Origin of the sequence: Rothia koreensis (assembly GCF_052232265.1) — a bacterium.
Lineage (GTDB): Bacteria > Actinomycetota > Actinomycetes > Actinomycetales > Micrococcaceae > Rothia > Rothia koreensis.
Map to the genome: position 1 here is coordinate 656,253 of NZ_CP197643.1, position 15,233 is coordinate 671,485.

Genomic DNA, 15,233 nt, shown 5'->3' on the forward strand with positions numbered 1-15,233 from the left:
TCCGGCAGGTGGGGTGCGATGCGTCGGAGACGCGGACAGGTGCGGTGGCAGTCATAGAAATTTCTATGACACCCGGTCTAGCACAAAGAGAACTCGGATTCATCGTCCCGGAACGCACCGAGCCCAGGGAAACGATCATCGCGACCGGGTTGCGGATGACGTTTCCCTGGGCTCGACGAGCCGCGGGAGCGCGGGTTACTTGGCCTCGGCCGGGGTCCGGGTTTCGGCGCTGATGAACCACGACTGCTGCTCGAGCTTCTCGATGATTCCGTGCAGGATGTCGGCCGACGTCGGGTCGGCGGCGTCGACGGCGTCGTGGACCTCACGCATGGTTCCGGTGGTCGCCTCGATCGCGCGAACGATCAGGTCGATGGCGTCGGTGGTCAGCACTTCGCCCTGCGGCATCTCCGGCAGGGTGGTGTCCGCGGCGACGACGCCGGGCCGGCCGTCCGGCGTGGCGTGCAACGCGCGCATGCGCTCGGCGACGTCGTCCGAGGAATCGCGGGCGATATCGACGATCTCGTCCAGGTTCAGGTGCAGGTCGCGGAAGTTCGGGCCCACGATGTTCCAGTGGGCCTGCTTGCCGACCATGTGCAATGCGATCAGGTCGACCAGGACTTTCTGCAGGTCGTCCCGCAGTTCCCTGGGCGCGACGAAGCCCTTCTCCGCATTCTCGCGGCGGGTTGCGGTGTCTCCGGCGGGCTGCGGTGCCTTGATGGTGTCAGTCATTGCATCTCCTTGCGTTGCTGGGCCCGGGTTCGGGCCACGATGTGGTTCATTTCGATGCGGTTCGTCGTGGTTCTTGGTCTCTCGCACGACGGCGGGGTCAGTTGTCCGTGGCCGGGCGCCGTCCCTGCGAGTCGGTCATGTCGCCGATCGCCTCGTCACCGGGTTCGCCCTGTGCGCCCGGTTCCTGGCGATAGGCTTCCTCCTCCTGGGGAGTCATGCCGATCTTCTTTTCCCGGGATTCTTCGGGGTCATTCGTACGGCTCATCATGCACCTCCTTGGTCCTCGGTCCTCGGTCTTCGGTCTTCGAGGGCGCCGGGCGATGTCGCCCGTCTCCTATTGTCGGGCTGGCCCGCGTTTTCCCAGGTCAGGTCACATTTTCGACGATACTCGGCGGCCGCGGGGCGGGAAAGGGGTGTCAGCTGTCGGTGGACGGTGCCCGAGTTGGCGGTTTTGTGCGTCGTCCTTGCTCGAGGTGGCAGTGGCGTGCGGTTTTTGGGGGTTTTATCGCACGTCAGTGCCACTTCGTCGTTGGGGGTGGGCTGTTCTCGCACGGGATTGCCACTTCGACGTCGGGGGTGGGCTGTTTTTGCACGGGATTGCCACCTCGGCGCGTTTCGGGTGTTGGTTCTTCCTCGAGGTGGCGGTTTTGTGCGTCGTCCCTGGCCGAGGTGGCAGCCGCGTGCGGTTTTTGGGGGTTTTATCGCACGTCAGTGCCACTTCGACGCCGGGAGCGGGCCGTTTTCGCACGGGATTGCCACTTCGACGTCGGGGGTGGGCTGTTTTTGCACGGGATTGCCACCTCGGCGCGTTTCGGGTGTTGGTTCTTCCTCGAGGTGGCGGTTTTGTGCGTCGTCCCTGGTCGAGGTGGCAGCCGCGTGCGGTTTTTGGGGGTTTTATCGCACGTCAGTGCCACTTCGACGTCGGGGGTGGGCTGTTCTCGCACGGGATTGCCACCTCGACGTCGTCCTGGGTGATTTCGGGGTGGCCCCCTCGGCGAGGTGGCAGTCGCGTGCAGTTTTTCGCGGTTTTGCCGCACGCCAGTGCCACTTCGACGGCGGGGGCCCGGGTTTCCGGCCGGCGGAAAGTTTTCTCGTGGCGGTGCATCTCGGAATCCAGAAGCATGGTCGGACAACGGCACATCGGATCGCACACCAGGAGGACGAGATGGAAACTCTCACCGTCATGCTCGCTTGCGGGTCGGGCGCGAGCACAGGATTCATGGCTGCGAACATGAAGAAGGCCGCGAAGGACATGGGTCTGGATGTCGACATCATCGCCCGCAGCGAGAGCGAGATCAGCGAATACCTGAACCGGATCGACGTCCTGATGATCGGCCCGCACCTGGAGTACCTGTTCGACGACATCGACAGCTATATCGGCGACGCCGACATCGGCGTCGTGCTGATGAAACCGGACTATTACTCGACCCTCGACGGCAAGGCGGCGCTCGAACACATGCTCGAGGTCTTCGACGAGGACGACGAGTCATGAAAGGCCTGCTGAACTGGCTGGAGCATTCCTTCAGCCCGCGCATGAACAAGATCAACAGCAATCTGTGGATCGTCGCCCTCAAGGACTCGATCATGCAGATCCTGCCGTTCATCTTCCTCGGCAGTCTGTTCTCGATGCTCTCGATCCTCAACGAGATCTTCTCCGGGTGGCCCGACTTCCACGGGCTCTACTCGTGGACGATGGGCATGATCTCCTTGTTCGTCGCGTTCCTGATCCCGTTCAACCTCATGGAGCGCCTGCACGCGACGAAGCAAAGACTCATCGCGGGGATGGCGGGTCTGGTGCTTTTCCTGATCACGGTCTCTCCCGCCGTGATCGACGCGGGCAAACCAGGGTTCAAGAACGAAGCGCTCGGAGCCGGCGGCATGTTCGCGGCCATCATCACCGGTCTGATCACCGGGTGGGTCATGAAGATCTTCGCCTCCTTCACCTTCTTCAAGAACTCCTCCGCCATACCCGACTTCGTGCGCAACTGGTTCGACGCGATGCTCCCGGTGGCCATCGTCGTCGTTTTCGGCTGGGCACTGATCGACGTGATCGGCGTCGACCTGTTCCGCGGTATCCAGGCGGTGTTCTCCCCGGTCGCGGACATTATTCAAACGCCGTACGGGTTCGCGCTCATGATGTTCCTGTCCTGCTTCATCTACTCGATGGGGATTTCGGTCTGGGTGCTCTCTCCCGTGCTGCTTCCGGCGATGTACGCGGCGATGGCCGAGAACGTGGCCGGTCACGCCGACCATCTGGTGACCTATTCGTCCGTGTACTCGACCTACCTCTGGATCGGCGGCGTCGGAGCAACCCTGCCGCTGGTCCTCCTCATGCTCAGGGCCAAGTCCACCAGGCTTCGCGCCTTGGGCAAGGCCGGTCTGGCGCCGTCGGTCTTCAACATCAACGAACCGGTCATTTTCGGCGCCGTGGCCTGGAACCCGACCCTCATGGTCCCCCTGTGGCTGCAGGGGATCATCCTCCCGTTGCTCCTCTGGCTACTGACCAAGGTCATCCCGTTGGGCCCGATCCCGGACAAACAATTCGACCTCTGGTACATGCCGTACCCGATCTCCACCTGGCTCTCGACCGGATCGTTCTCGGCGGTCCTCGTGGCCCTGATCGTGTTCCTGGTCTCCGGGGCCATCTGGTCTCCGTTCCTCCGGGTCTATGACCGACAGCTCGTCAAACAGGCCGAGGCCGAGGCCCAGAAGGCGGCCATGGCCACGGACGCCACGGCCCCCGAGGCCAAGTCCACAGAAACGGGGCGGACGACGACGGTGCGCAAGGTCAAACGCAAACGCCCACCCATGAACACACCGGCCCCGGACCACGGAGCCTCGCCCCGAACCGATCCGACGAAGGACTGAAGACCATGTCGACCACCCCGTCCCAGGCTCCGAACGACGAAGCCATGAAGATCATCATCAACGCCGGCAAGGGCCGCACGGACACCTACGCCGCCCTCTCCGCGGTCGCCGAAGGAGACTTCCGGCGAGCGGGAGAGCTGCTCGAGAGCGCGGACAAGAGCGTCAGCGAAGCCCACGTGGTGCACACGGACCGCATCCAGCAGGAGGCGAGCGGCGAACCGACCGCGTATTCGATGCTGTTCACCCACGCCGAGGACACCCTCATGACGGCCTACGGCGAGCTGCGCCTGGTCCGGAAGATGCTCCCCATCTTCGAGAATTACGAGACGCGCCTCCGGGCGCTGGAAGAACGCGAGGTTGCACAACCATGAGCCCACAGAACACGTTCCCCGCCGACTTCCTCTGGGGCGGAGCCATCGCCGCGAACCAGGCCGAAGGCGCCTGGAAAGAAGGCGGCAAAGGATGGTGCCTGGCCGACATCAACCAGTTCCGGGACGACGTCGCGCTGAAGAAGAAGTCGAACAAGGAGATGACCACCGACCAGATCGCCGCCCACGTGGCGGACGAGGACGGCGTGTACCCCAAGCGCCACGGGATCGATTTCTACCACACGTACGACGACGACCTGCGGCTGCTCTCCCAGGCCGGATTCACCTCCTTCAGAACGTCCATCAACTGGGCCCGAATCTTTCCCCAGGGCGACGAGGAGAGCCCCAACGAAGAAGGCCTGGCCTTCTACGACCGGCTCATCGATTCGGTGATCGCTCACGGGATGGAGCCGGTGATCACGCTGTCGCACTACGAAATGCCGCTGCACCTGACCACCGCTTACGCCGGGTGGTACTCGAGGGAACTGATCGACCTGTTCCTCCGGTACGCCGAAACCGTTTTGCGTCGCTACTCGGGCCGGGTCAAGTACTGGATCGTGATCAACCAGATCAACCTGATCACGCACGAGTCCTTCAACCACCTGGGCGTCGCCGAGGACAAGGTGGAGGACATCGTCGCCGCCAAACACCAGGCGGTGCACCACGAGATGGTCGCCGCCGCGGCCGCCACGAGCTTGGGACGCTCGATCTCGTCCGAGAACCGGTTCGGCGTGATGCTCTGCCACACCCTGACGGACCCGGCGTCCCCGAAACCCGAGGACGTCTTCGCCTCGTTCCGGCAGAACCAGATGCAGTACCTCTACTCGGACATCGCCCTGCGCGGCGTGTACCCGGGATATGCCCGCCGGTATTTCGAGGACCGGGACATCGACGTCGAGATCACCGCGGAGGACGAGCGCGTTCTCCGTGAAGGCACCGCCGACTACATGACCTTCTCCTACTACTACACGCGGATCATGGATGCGGCCGGCTGGGGCGCGGGCGACGTCGACGGCCGACCCAACCCGCACCTCGAGGAGTCCGACTGGGGGTGGGCGATCAACCCCACCGGGCTGCGGATGGCGCTCAACGCGTACTGGGACCGCTACCAGGTCCCGATCATGATCACCGAGAACGGATTCGGTGCCCAGGACGTGCTCGAGGACGACGGGACCGTGCACGACCCCTACCGCAGCGATTACCTGCGGGAGCACCTCGACGCCGTGGCCGAAGTCATCGGGGACGGCGTGGACGTGCGTGGCCACTTCGCGTGGGGTCCGATCGACATCATCTCCTGCTCGTCCTCCGAAATGAGCAAGCGATACGGGTTCATCCACGTCGACCAGGACGACTACGGGCGGGGGAGCGGTGCCCGCACTCTCAAGGACTCATACTGGTGGTACCGCGATTACGTGACCGCAGCCCGGTCGGCGTCGCGGAAGAACGCATCCTCGTAGGACGTGAGCAGGACAGGTGTCAGCACGAACTCGCCGAGAAGAACAGCTGGTGGGCATCCTCGCTCGCGAACGGCGCGCGGTGCCGGCGTCCACCCTGGCGCGTGCGCTCGCCGTCACGGACCGCTCGGTGCGCAATTACGTTCGCTCGGTCAACGACAGGTTCGGGGCCGACCTGCTGGTGAGTTCCGCCGAGGGGATCAGGCTCGATCGCAAGCTCTACGAGGAGGTGCGACGCCGCTCCGACGGCGACCTGCGCATCTCCAGCGCCCCCGAGGAGAGGCTTGATTCGCTCATGGTGGCCCTGGTCAGGTCCGCATCCGCCGACGTCTTCGACCTCGAGGAACGGCTGTGCGTCAGCGTCTCGACCATCGAGGCCGACGTCGCGAGGGCGCGGCCCTTGTTCGCCGAATACGGGTTGACGCTGGTGCGCGAGGGCGACCGAATCGAGGTCGAAGGGACCGAGCGGCAGAAGCGCAGGTTCTTGAGATCATTGCTCTACAACGCCTCGGAGAGCGCGGGTCTCGAGGTCATGCGGGGAATCCGCAATGAGCCCGACTCCGCCGTGGCGCGGTTGCACCGCCTGGTCATAGCCGGTCTGGAACAGCACGGTCACCTCCCCAATCAGTACGTGCTCGGTGAGCTCATGACGCACCTGTCCCTTGTGGCCGAAAGGTTCGGTGACGACGAGGCGCTCGGCGAGCCGGAACCCGCCCGCTACGACCGCCGCGGCCCGGCGGCGGGTGGGGCAGCGGCCGGGGCGGGCGAGGGGACCGAGGGGGCTGAGGCGGCCGAGGCGGTCGCGGCGTCGTTCCGAAAGGTCTACGGTTGGGTCCTTCCTCCTGAAGAACTCGACATCCTGCGGGCGTACCTCGATGTCGGCCGGGACCGGGACCGAGGGGCGTCGTCGGGAGCGGCGGAGGACGAGGCACTGAGCGTAGTCGCGCGCGCAACCGTCGACGACGTGTGCGGACTCTTCGGACTGGGCCACCCGCGCGACGAAACCCTGGACGCGCTGCTGGTCCACATCCAGAGCCTGGGCCGGCGCGTTCGCAGCGGGAACCAGTGGCTGAACCCCCTGGGGCAGGGCTTCAAAGCGGCCCACCCCGTGGTCCACGAAATTACTCTGCACTTGTCGCAGGCCCTCGAGGGCCACCTCGGGGCAGGGCTCAGCGAGGGGGAGATCGATTATCTGTCCTTCCACCTGGGCACTGCCTTCCAGGACAACATCGACGCCGGCCCACGCGTCACCTACACCATCGTCACGCCCTCCTACGGACGCCTGTCCGAGACGACGATCGATCGGATCGTGCGGGCGGCGTCCGACGGCGCGGTCTGCGACAGGACCATCACGGATCTGTCCCACGACGTCACCGCGGTCCCCAGCGACATCGTCATCAGCACCGTCCCGGTTCCGGACGCGGGGGACATCCCGGTCGTCCAGGTCTCCCCGTTCGTCGACGCCGCCGACGCGTCCGCCATTGCCGGGGCCGTTGGGCAGGAGAAGCAACGACAGCGGCGTCACCAGGTCAAGGAGAGCATGTTGCGCATGCTCGACGCCGATTTGTTCCTGGAGATCGGCGCGGAGACCTCGCCCGAGGCCGCGATCGAGGCCGGGTCGGAGGCCCTTCACCGCGCGGGGTACGTGCGGGGAGATTACGCGGAGGACGTCATGGACAGGGAAAGGCGCTCGTCCACGGCTTTCGGAAGCGGTTTCGCTATACCGCACTCCCTGCACACCGATGCACTCAGGACCGGCGTGTGTATTCTGCGGCCGGAGCGGTCGATGATGTGGCACGGCGAACCGGTGCGGCTGATTCTGTTGTTCGCGGTCGCCCCGGACGGTCTCGTCGTCTTCCGGAAAGTTCTCGACGTGCTGAGTCAGGTACTCACCGATACCGAACGCTTCGAGGAATTCGTGGATGCGGCGGGCAGCAAAGCCGACTTCGTCGAGGCTCTCGACCGCGTCGTGGCGTGACAGAAGGGGGAGAGTCTCTCCCCCTTCTGTCGATCTCTTGGGTCCATCGCACTGCGTCGTCGACGGCGCGGACCTCGTGGAGGATCCCTGACTCAGCGTTCACCCTCCGGTTGTGGGGCCGGAACGGGAGAGCCAGGAGCTCCCGCGATGAAACTGTGCTGGATGCCCGCGATGAGCCATTCGCCGTCGGCGCGCACCAGGTGGAATGCGGTCCGGGTGGTCGGCAGCGGGTTGCCGCGCGCCGTGCCGAGAGTGTTCACGCGGGCCACGGCGACCGCGGAATCGGAATATTCCCGAATGGCCAGTTCGTCCAGGGAGAGTTCCTCGTAATGGAGTTGGCCGTCGCTGAGACGTTGCAGCCAGGGGCCCTTGGGAAGCTGGAAGCCGACCGGTCCGATACCGATGAAATCCTCGGTCAGGATGGTGGCTGCCGTGGTTGCGTCGCAGAGACGCTCCGAATCGGCCCACGTGGCCAGAGTGTCGTTGATGGTGTTCATGGTGTCTCCTTCGTTGTGTTTCTCTGATGGCGGGTGCGGGGCATGAGGAAGCCTGCGGCCACGATCCAGATGAGGGCCGAGAAGCGCCCGATCGGGATGAGGGGCTGGAGTGGTTCGATTACCATCGCGAGAACGGTGAGCTCGCACAGCGCGGCAATCACGAGCCCGGCCCAGGCAAGTGGAGTCGGCAGAAGGTGACGGATCAGGCTCGGAACCGCGATGCCGGCCACCAGGAGGCCCAGCCCCAGCACGTGAGCGAATCCGCCGGTTCCGAAGGCGATGAATCCCAGGGCCCGGGAGAGCTCGGGGAGCGCGGCGACGTCGTCCTGGCCGGCCGTCCACGTGAGGATCGCCGACAGCGCCAGCATGATGGAGGCGCTGGCGCCGCCGAAGAGCGCGATCACGGGGCCGGGGACTTTCATGCCGAGGCGTTGCAGACGGGAGGACATGGTGGCCGCGTAGATGCCGAGGGGCACGGAGGAACCCAGCTGCAACCACGCGGAGATTCGGACCGCGAGCCCGTGCCTCGTGTAGAAGTCTGCCGAGTCGTCCGAGAACGGCGAGGAGAGGGTGCCGCCGTGGCTGAGGGCCGCCATCGCGACCAGGCTCGCCACGAAGAGACCCAGACACACGGCGGCGATGATTCCCGGGTGGGGGCCGTCCGGGCGACGTCGTGCCCTGTCATGGTGGGGAATGCGGGTTTCCTGGTTCTCGTTCATGCCACAGACAATACACCCCATGAATGATTTATCAAGGGGGTCTATTATGGGGGTATGACATCCATGCCCCAGCCCCACCACCGGATTGCTTTCCTGCTGTCCCAGCTTGGCTCCGACGCAGCGAGCGGTTTCGAACAGGCGCTGCAATCCCTGAACATCACGGCCTCGGATGCGGGCCTTCTCCGTCTGATCGGCCGCACGCCGGGCGTGAGCCAACGCGTGCTCAGCAAGCAGGTCGGAGTGGGCCCCAGCCGGATCGTCGCGGTCCTGGACCGGCTCGAGGATCGGGGGCTCATCGAGCGACGTCGCAGCCGAACCGATCGCCGAATTCACGAGGTCGGCCTGACCGAGGAAGGCGAGGAGGTTCTGGCCGGTATTCGTCCCCTCGCCGAGGCACACGAACTGACCTACACCGAGTGCCTGGATCCTGGCGAGGTGGAAGTTTTGCAGTCGTTGTTGGGGAGAATCGCCGCGTCGCGAGGGCTCTCCACCGACATCCATCGGGGCACCACGGCAGATGGGGGCGACTCAGCGGGCCGGGCCGATGCGGCAGGCCGAAAGGCCGCGGCGCACTGACGGGCCGTTCCCGCGATGGGTACGGATGAGAACTGTCCGAGGCCGTGACTGGTGTAGCCGGGACGCGGGTGCGCACTAGCATGGCCGCATGATCATCTACGAGACGGCGACGAGCCTGGACGGTTGGATCGCCGACGATGAGAATTCACTGTCCTGGTTGTTTCCCGTCCCCGGCGGCGACGACCCGAGACTCGCGACTCCCGACGCATCGGTGCAGGTCATGGGCTCGACCACGTACGAGTGGGTTCTGCGTGAAATCGGTGCCATGGAGTCCCCTGGAGCGTGGAAGGAAGCGTTCGGTTCCACGCGCGTCGTCGTCTTCACCCACCGGGACCTGCCCATCCCCGCCGATGCGCAGGTCCAGTTGATTTCGGGGTCGGTCCGCGACGTGTTGCCGGAGATCCGGGAGGCGGCCGCAAACGGGACCATTTGGGTCGTCGGTGGGGGCGACCTGGCCGGCCAGTTTGCGGACGTGGGCGCCCTCGACGAAATCAGGCTGTCGGTCGCGCCCGTCGCGCTGGGCAGCGGCGCGCCACTGCTTCCCCGACGGCTGGATTCCACCCGCCTTCACCTGGTCGGTGCGGAACACGTCGGGGGATTCGCCCGACTGACGTATTCCGTCAGCTCCGCGCCCGACGACGCCGCGTAGAGGCGCGCGACGACCGGCCGAGGTGGCAACTACGTGCAGTTTTTGGGTCTTTTTCCGCACGGGAGTGCCACCTCGGCGGTCGCTGCCACCTCGGCGGTCGCTCTCAGAAATTCGCCATGACGTTGAGGACGTGGTCATAAGCCGGGCTCGTCGGTTTCAAGAACGATCCGTGGTTCTCCCGATCGAGGATCTCCAGTCGGCCGTCGCCGCCGACGGCATCGAGTCGGCGGATGTATTTTCTGGATATCTCCGCCGGAACGGTTCGGTCGAGCGAACCGTGAATCGCAACGACGGGCACGGAAGGGGTCGTATTGAGGATCGGGTCTATTGCTTGGTAGCGCTTCGGAAAGGTCGAAGGCGCTCCGCCCATGACGCCGATCGATCCCGCGTCTCCCGATCGCGCAGCGGTTTGCATGTCCAAGGGGCCGGCCAGGGCGACGATGCGTGCCGGTCTGATCCTCGGCGGATTGGCACACGGGTAAGACGACGTACCGCGTCTGGTCCCAGCCCAGAGGGCCAACTGCGCGCCGGCGCTGTGGCCCGCAAGCTCCACCGAGCCTGACAGCTCGGAGTTCTGGGCCAAGAGTTCGGGGACGTGATCGACCGCCGCCGCGACGTCCGTGAACGTCTCCGGCCACCCTCCGCCGGAGCCCACACGCCGGTACTCGATGTTGTAGACGGCAACCCCTCGAGTGGTGAGATCTTCGGCATACTCGTTCATCTCCTGCGCGCCCGAAGCGGCCTGCCAGCCGCCGCCGTGAACGAGCACCACCAACGGCACGGACCCTTCCCGGTGGTCTCCCGCGGGAAGGAACAGATCGCCCCAGTTCTGTGCTTCATCTCCCGGCCCGGAGACCGGGTAGGGCACTCGCCTGATCTCGGGAGCTTGCCGGTGGGCGACCATGGCCTGGGATACGCCCAGCACGGTGTGCGAGGCTTCCAGCGAATGATGCGTCGGCGTCTGTTCCTTGCCGTGGGAGCAGGCGCTCATCACGAGGGCCACGGCCACCATGATCGCGGCACAAGCCGGTCGTGTGTCAGCGGTCCGAGCCGCTCGCACTCCTGAAAAAGGGCGCACTTGATCACATCCTGCGGATGATCTTCAGGCTCACAGCGCCTGTGCTGGCTCCGGTGTGGTTCGGTCCGGGCGGGCACGAGTGTACCGTTTTTCTGTACTGACTAGTACATTTAGTCCGTCAGAACATCAATTGGCCGAGAAACAGAAGAAGGATGAGGTCGTTGACTATTACTCGAAGAGTCGCCTTGGCGTCTGCATCGGCAGTGGCGGGTGCGATTGCCTTGAGCGCGTGCGGCAAGCAGGAAAGCGGTTCCTCCGGAGGCTCGTCCTCTCAGGCTCCGAGTCCTTCCTCGGGGTCTGCGTCGGCGTCGGCTTCCCCGCAGGGTCCGTTGGTCACCTGGGCCGATAACACCATGGTCTCGCACCTGTTCTTCCACTCCCTGGTCGCGGACCCGAAACGAGCCTTCGACGGCGACGACGAGGCCAAGGGCTACCTCGACTACATGGTCACCATCGACGAATTCAAAAAAATCATCCAACAGGTCTACGACCGCAACTACATCCTGATCAGCCCGCACCAGCTCTACACCACCGGCCCCGACGGCAGCATCGAACTGAAACCGTTGGAGCTGCCCGAAGGCAAGAAACCACTGGTGATCTCCTTCGACGACCTCTCCTACTACGAATACATGGACGGCGACGGCTTCCCCGACCGGTTGATCGTCAAGGACGGCAAAATCGTCAACGAATACCGTGATGCCGCCGGCAAGAAACAGGTCGGAGCCTATGACCACTTGCCGATCATGGAAGAATTCCTGGACCAGCACCCGGATTTCTCCCACGACGGGGCCAAAGGCGTCATCGCGATGACCGGCTACAACGGGGTCCTGGGGTACCGGACCTCGGATATTTCCTACAAGGACCAGAACAAGAACCTGGACCAGGACAAGAAGGATGCGAAGAAGGTCGCGGATGCGATCAAGAACAACGGGTGGGAATTCGCTTCCCATTCCTGGGGTCATATCAATTTCACGAAGTCCCCGGTGGATCATATTCGGGCCGATAACGAGAAGTGGCAGGCCGAGGTCGCCCCGATCGTGGGCAAGACGGACTTGTTGATCTACCCGTTCGGGGCCGATATTGCCGGGATCGGTGATTACGAGAACGAGAAGTTCCAGTATTTGAAGTCGCAGGGGTTCAACGCGTTTTTCAATGTGGATGCCTCGGTCCCGGCCTGGGGTCAGGCCGGGGGCAAGTATCTGCGTCAGGCCCGGATCAATGTGGACGGGATTTCGTTGAAGCACGCGATCGAGGGGACTTCGCAGACGTTGAATGAGTTCTTCGACCCGCACACGGTCCTGGATCCCCAACGCCCCAAATCAATCTCCGGATAGGGGGAACGTCGTCGTCCTCGCGGGAGAAAGCGCGGTGAGCAGCACGAGCCCGGAGAGAATCTCGTCCGTCTGGCCGGACGGCGACTTCAAGCCTTGGGGCTCAGTACTTGTTCGATGCCCACCTGGTGGATTTCCTCCGGTACGGAAGCGGCAACGGCCGCGGCGTGACCAGCCGGACCGGGGATGAGGCAAGCCCATAGCCCGTGGACCCTTGCGGAGGCGGCCTCGACCACCGGGTGCCATCGCAGGTCGCGGGTCGCCGTTGCGTCCTTCCACGGTGCGTGCACAATTCGTTCGCCCAGGAGAAGATCGTGCGGAGCATGATCCAGTCCCAGCCCGGCGGCCTTGAGCACCGCTTCCTTGAGAACCCAGCGGTCGATCCGATGACGGATTCCGGTGCCGGGATCCGCGGACGCGGCCCATGGTGTCGGCCGCGGATCCGACGGGGCGACGTCGAGGGCGGCCGCTTCGACGGGGTGGAGCGCGTAGCGATCGAATCCGGCGAACAGTCGATCAGGAATGCGCTCGATATCGACCCCCAGTCGCAGGTCGGCCCGCGCGACCCCGGCGAGAGCCGCGTCGTCGGATCCGGAGCTGCTCAGGCTCGCAGCCTGGGACCTCGGCTGACCGTGGGGCCTCCCGCAGAGGGGGCACTGGCGGTCGATCACCAGGTCGGCTGCTTGTCGGGGTTCCACGCCGGAACGATGCGCCAGCAGCAGTCGCAGGGCGGCCCGCGAGGTCAGGGCCCGCCGCCTGTCCGTGGCTGAGATTTTGAGGTCGGCGTAGGCGGTGTCCTGGGCGGTTACCGTGTCCTCGAGGCCGCTCAGGACGCCGCCGCTGCACGCAGGCAACTGCGCCTCCAGCTCCGGACAGGAGGCGTGCAGAACGTTGATCATTTCGGCCCCGATGGTTCCGGACGGGTTCAGCGGTGGCTGATTCGGCGGTACTGGGCCACGGCGATCGGTGCGAAGACGGCAATGATCATGACGGAGCACAGGAGGGCGTAGAGGGCAGCGTGCTCCGCTGGCCAGCCGCCGGCCGCGCTGAAGTTCTCGGGTGCGGCGTTGCCGAAGCCCTGCCTGGCCATCGTCGCGATGGCGGTCACCGGGTTCCACTCGGCGACGCCGCGCAAAGGACCGGGGAGGGCATCCGCGGAGACGAAAGCGCCGGAGATGAAGCAGACCGGGAACAGCCAGAGCAGGCCGAGGCTCTGGGCGACCTCCACGCTGCGAGCGGTGAGTGCGACGACGGCGCCGACCCAGGCAATCGCAAAGGCGTAGAGCAGCAGGAGCAGGAATGTCAGGACGACGCTGAGTGGGTCGGTGCTCGTGCGCCAGCCGATCAGCAGTCCGCAGATCATCAGGACGGCCGTGGAAATGACGCTGGTGATCAGATCCGACCAGGTGCGCCCCAGGATGACTCCGAGGCGAGACATCGGCAGCACCCGGAAACGGTCGATGATTCCCTCGTGGAGGTCCTTGGACAGATAGACCGCGGTGAAGGAGGAGTTGAAGGTCAGCGTCTGGGCGAGCAGGCCGCCGATGAGGAACTCGCGGTACTGGGCGCCTCCCAGGGCTCCGCCGAAGACGAACCCGATGATGAGCACGAAGATCACGGGTTGGGCCACCCCCGTGACGAGTGCCCCCGGGGTCCTGCGGACATTGGTGAAATTGCGGGCGGCAACGACAGCGCCATCGCGCAGACTCGACATGAGGGTCATAGGCTCAGTTTCTGTGCCGGCTCGTCGGCGCGCACGCCCGCCGGCTTCGCGGTGATTTTCAGGAAAACATCGTCCAGGGTCGGTTGTCTCAGGGCGGCCTCGTCGATACCGATCCGGGCCTCGCGCAACACGCGCAGGGCCGCGGCGAGGCTGTCTTCGCCGTCCGGGGCCGTGGCGGTCAGTCGCCTGGATCGCGCTGCGATGGTGACGTCCAGACCCAACTCGGCCAGTCGGGTGCGGGCCTCGGGCACGGCCTCCTGGCGATCCAGGGTCAGATCGATTCTGACGCCGCCGGCGAGGGATTTCAGGTCGGTAGCGGTGCCCTCGGCGATGATGCGTCCCCCGTCGATGACGGCGATCGAGTCGGCCAGCTCATCGGCCTCCTCCAGATACTGGGTGGTCAGCAGGACCGCGGTGCCGTCTTCGGCCAGTGAGGAGATCGCGTTCCAGGTATCGCGGCGGCCTCGGGGATCAAGGCCCGTCGTGGGTTCGTCCAGGACGATCACCGGCGGTCGGGCGACCAGGGCGCCCGCGAGGTCGAGGCGACGCCGCATCCCTCCGGAATAGGTCCCGGCCCGTCGTTTGGCGGGGACGCCGTCGAGCCTGAACTGTTCGAGCAGCTCCCGGGCCCTGATCCTGGCGGCGCGGCGGCGCATTCCGTAGAGCTGACCCACCAGGGTGAGGTTCTCCATGCCGGTGAGCTTGTCATCGACGGCGGCGTACTGGCCGGATACGCCGATCCGGCTGCGCACCTCATGAGCCTCGCGACGTGCGCTGTACCCGTCGACCACGGCGTCGCCGCCGTCGGGATTCAGCAGCGTGGTGAGCACACGTACCGTCGTGGTCTTTCCGGCCCCATTCGGGCCGAGCAGCCCCTTCACGGTTCCGGCGGACACCTCGAGGTCGACGCCGTCGAGCACACGAAACTGTCCGAAGCTCTTGCGAAGCGACTGGAGCGAGACCATGGGGCCCCGCGGTTCCGCCAAGGATCCGGGGCTCACGAAATGGCCCTGTCGCGCTCTGCGCTCGGGGTGATATCCGGCCAGTGCGCTTCCACGTAGGCCAGGCATTCCTGACGTTCCGAGGGACCGTAGACGGCGACCCACCCGTCGGGCACCGCGGAGAAATCGGGCCACAGCGAGTGCTGGCCCAGGTCGTTGATGACGACCCTGAAGGCAATGTCGTCGCGATCGAATGGATTCAGCATCATCGGACTCCTTGGGATAGTTGGTTGTTCTGGGCCCCGATCAGGTCAGGCAGGTA

17 protein-coding genes are annotated in these 15,233 nt (G+C 65.1%); 8 read left to right on the forward strand and 9 right to left on the reverse strand.

The features are described 5' to 3' along the window. Positions 1 to 195 precede the first annotated feature (195 nt). Both ACTSLZ_RS02840 and ACTSLZ_RS02845 read right to left on the reverse strand, forming a co-directional pair. Entirely contained in the window at positions 196 to 729 is a 534-nt protein-coding gene (locus ACTSLZ_RS02840) for a Dps family protein (protein WP_129316416.1), read from the reverse strand. 97 nt (positions 730 to 826) lie between these two features. Next, positions 827 to 997: a hypothetical protein gene (locus ACTSLZ_RS02845; protein ID WP_443095643.1), complete on the reverse strand. Its 171-nt coding sequence runs from the start codon at positions 995 to 997 to the stop codon at positions 827 to 829. An 897-nt stretch (positions 998 to 1,894) separates the two neighbouring features. On the opposite strand from ACTSLZ_RS02845, the gene ACTSLZ_RS02850 reads away from it, so the two are divergent. Genes ACTSLZ_RS02850 through ACTSLZ_RS02870 form a run of 5 tightly spaced genes read left to right on the forward strand, consistent with a single transcriptional unit; the run spans position 1,895 to position 7,397 of the window. Continuing rightward, positions 1,895 to 2,221, forward strand: a complete 327-nt coding sequence (locus ACTSLZ_RS02850) for a PTS sugar transporter subunit IIB (RefSeq protein ID WP_129316417.1) — start codon at positions 1,895 to 1,897, stop codon at positions 2,219 to 2,221. Then, positions 2,218 to 3,597 (forward strand): PTS sugar transporter subunit IIC, encoded by a 1,380-nt coding sequence (locus tag ACTSLZ_RS02855; RefSeq protein ID WP_443095644.1) that lies wholly within the window; start codon positions 2,218 to 2,220, stop codon positions 3,595 to 3,597. Before ACTSLZ_RS02850 ends, ACTSLZ_RS02855 begins: the two co-directional genes overlap by 4 nt. A 5-nt stretch (positions 3,598 to 3,602) precedes the next feature. Further along, the gene (locus ACTSLZ_RS02860) at positions 3,603 to 3,968 is read left to right on the forward strand and encodes a PTS lactose/cellobiose transporter subunit IIA (protein WP_129316419.1); all 366 of its coding nucleotides are present in this window, start codon (positions 3,603 to 3,605) and stop codon (positions 3,966 to 3,968) included. After that, on the forward strand, positions 3,965 to 5,422 hold the full coding sequence (locus ACTSLZ_RS02865; protein WP_443095645.1) for a glycoside hydrolase family 1 protein: 1,458 nt from the start codon (positions 3,965 to 3,967) through the stop codon (positions 5,420 to 5,422). Before ACTSLZ_RS02860 ends, ACTSLZ_RS02865 begins: the two co-directional genes overlap by 4 nt. Positions 5,423 to 5,438: 16 nt before the next feature. Then, a complete protein-coding gene (locus ACTSLZ_RS02870; RefSeq protein ID WP_443095646.1) occupies positions 5,439 to 7,397 on the forward strand; it encodes a BglG family transcription antiterminator in 1,959 nt (652 codons plus the stop codon). 92 nt (positions 7,398 to 7,489) lie between these two features. On the opposite strand, the gene ACTSLZ_RS02875 is transcribed toward ACTSLZ_RS02870, so the two are convergent. Together ACTSLZ_RS02875 and ACTSLZ_RS02880 are read right to left on the reverse strand one after the other, a co-directional pair. After that, positions 7,490 to 7,894 (reverse strand): nuclear transport factor 2 family protein, encoded by a 405-nt coding sequence (locus ACTSLZ_RS02875; protein ID WP_443095647.1) that lies wholly within the window; start codon positions 7,892 to 7,894, stop codon positions 7,490 to 7,492. Beyond that, on the reverse strand, positions 7,891 to 8,613 hold the full coding sequence (locus tag ACTSLZ_RS02880; RefSeq protein WP_443095648.1) for a hypothetical protein: 723 nt from the start codon (positions 8,611 to 8,613) through the stop codon (positions 7,891 to 7,893). Before ACTSLZ_RS02880 ends, ACTSLZ_RS02875 begins: the two co-directional genes overlap by 4 nt. Positions 8,614 to 8,676: 63 nt before the next feature. On the opposite strand from ACTSLZ_RS02880, the gene ACTSLZ_RS02885 reads away from it, so the two are divergent. Together ACTSLZ_RS02885 and ACTSLZ_RS02890 are read left to right on the forward strand one after the other, a co-directional pair. Further along, the gene (locus ACTSLZ_RS02885; RefSeq protein ID WP_443095649.1) at positions 8,677 to 9,189 is read left to right on the forward strand and encodes a MarR family winged helix-turn-helix transcriptional regulator; all 513 of its coding nucleotides are present in this window, start codon (positions 8,677 to 8,679) and stop codon (positions 9,187 to 9,189) included. 88 nt (positions 9,190 to 9,277) lie between these two features. After that, positions 9,278 to 9,838 carry a dihydrofolate reductase family protein gene (locus ACTSLZ_RS02890; protein ID WP_129316424.1) on the forward strand — a complete coding sequence of 187 codons (561 nt, stop codon included), beginning with the start codon at positions 9,278 to 9,280 and terminating at the stop codon, positions 9,836 to 9,838. Between the two features lie 103 nt (positions 9,839 to 9,941). Here ACTSLZ_RS02890 and ACTSLZ_RS02895 read toward each other — a convergent pair whose 3' ends face one another. Then, on the reverse strand, positions 9,942 to 10,841 hold the full coding sequence (locus tag ACTSLZ_RS02895) for an alpha/beta hydrolase family protein (RefSeq protein WP_443095650.1): 900 nt from the start codon (positions 10,839 to 10,841) through the stop codon (positions 9,942 to 9,944). Between the two features lie 236 nt (positions 10,842 to 11,077). Here ACTSLZ_RS02895 and ACTSLZ_RS02900 point away from each other — a divergent pair, with 236 nt between their 5' ends. After that, entirely contained in the window at positions 11,078 to 12,250 is a 1,173-nt protein-coding gene (locus ACTSLZ_RS02900; protein ID WP_443095651.1) for a polysaccharide deacetylase family protein, read from the forward strand. A gap of 86 nt (positions 12,251 to 12,336) precedes the next feature. On the opposite strand, the gene ACTSLZ_RS02905 is transcribed toward ACTSLZ_RS02900, so the two are convergent. From ACTSLZ_RS02905 to ACTSLZ_RS02920, 4 genes are all read right to left on the reverse strand, one after another. After that, complete coding sequence (locus ACTSLZ_RS02905; protein ID WP_443095652.1) at positions 12,337 to 13,101, reverse strand: 4'-phosphopantetheinyl transferase family protein; 765 nt, start codon at positions 13,099 to 13,101, stop codon at positions 12,337 to 12,339. 71 nt (positions 13,102 to 13,172) lie between these two features. Next, a complete protein-coding gene (locus tag ACTSLZ_RS02910) occupies positions 13,173 to 13,970 on the reverse strand; it encodes an ABC transporter permease (protein ID WP_443095653.1) in 798 nt (265 codons plus the stop codon). After that, positions 13,967 to 14,971 carry an ATP-binding cassette domain-containing protein gene (locus tag ACTSLZ_RS02915; RefSeq protein ID WP_443095654.1) on the reverse strand — a complete coding sequence of 335 codons (1,005 nt, stop codon included), beginning with the start codon at positions 14,969 to 14,971 and terminating at the stop codon, positions 13,967 to 13,969. Before ACTSLZ_RS02915 ends, ACTSLZ_RS02910 begins: the two co-directional genes overlap by 4 nt. Next, complete coding sequence (locus ACTSLZ_RS02920; RefSeq protein ID WP_443095655.1) at positions 14,968 to 15,180, reverse strand: MbtH family protein; 213 nt, start codon at positions 15,178 to 15,180, stop codon at positions 14,968 to 14,970. Before ACTSLZ_RS02920 ends, ACTSLZ_RS02915 begins: the two co-directional genes overlap by 4 nt. Positions 15,181 to 15,233 lie beyond the last annotated feature (53 nt).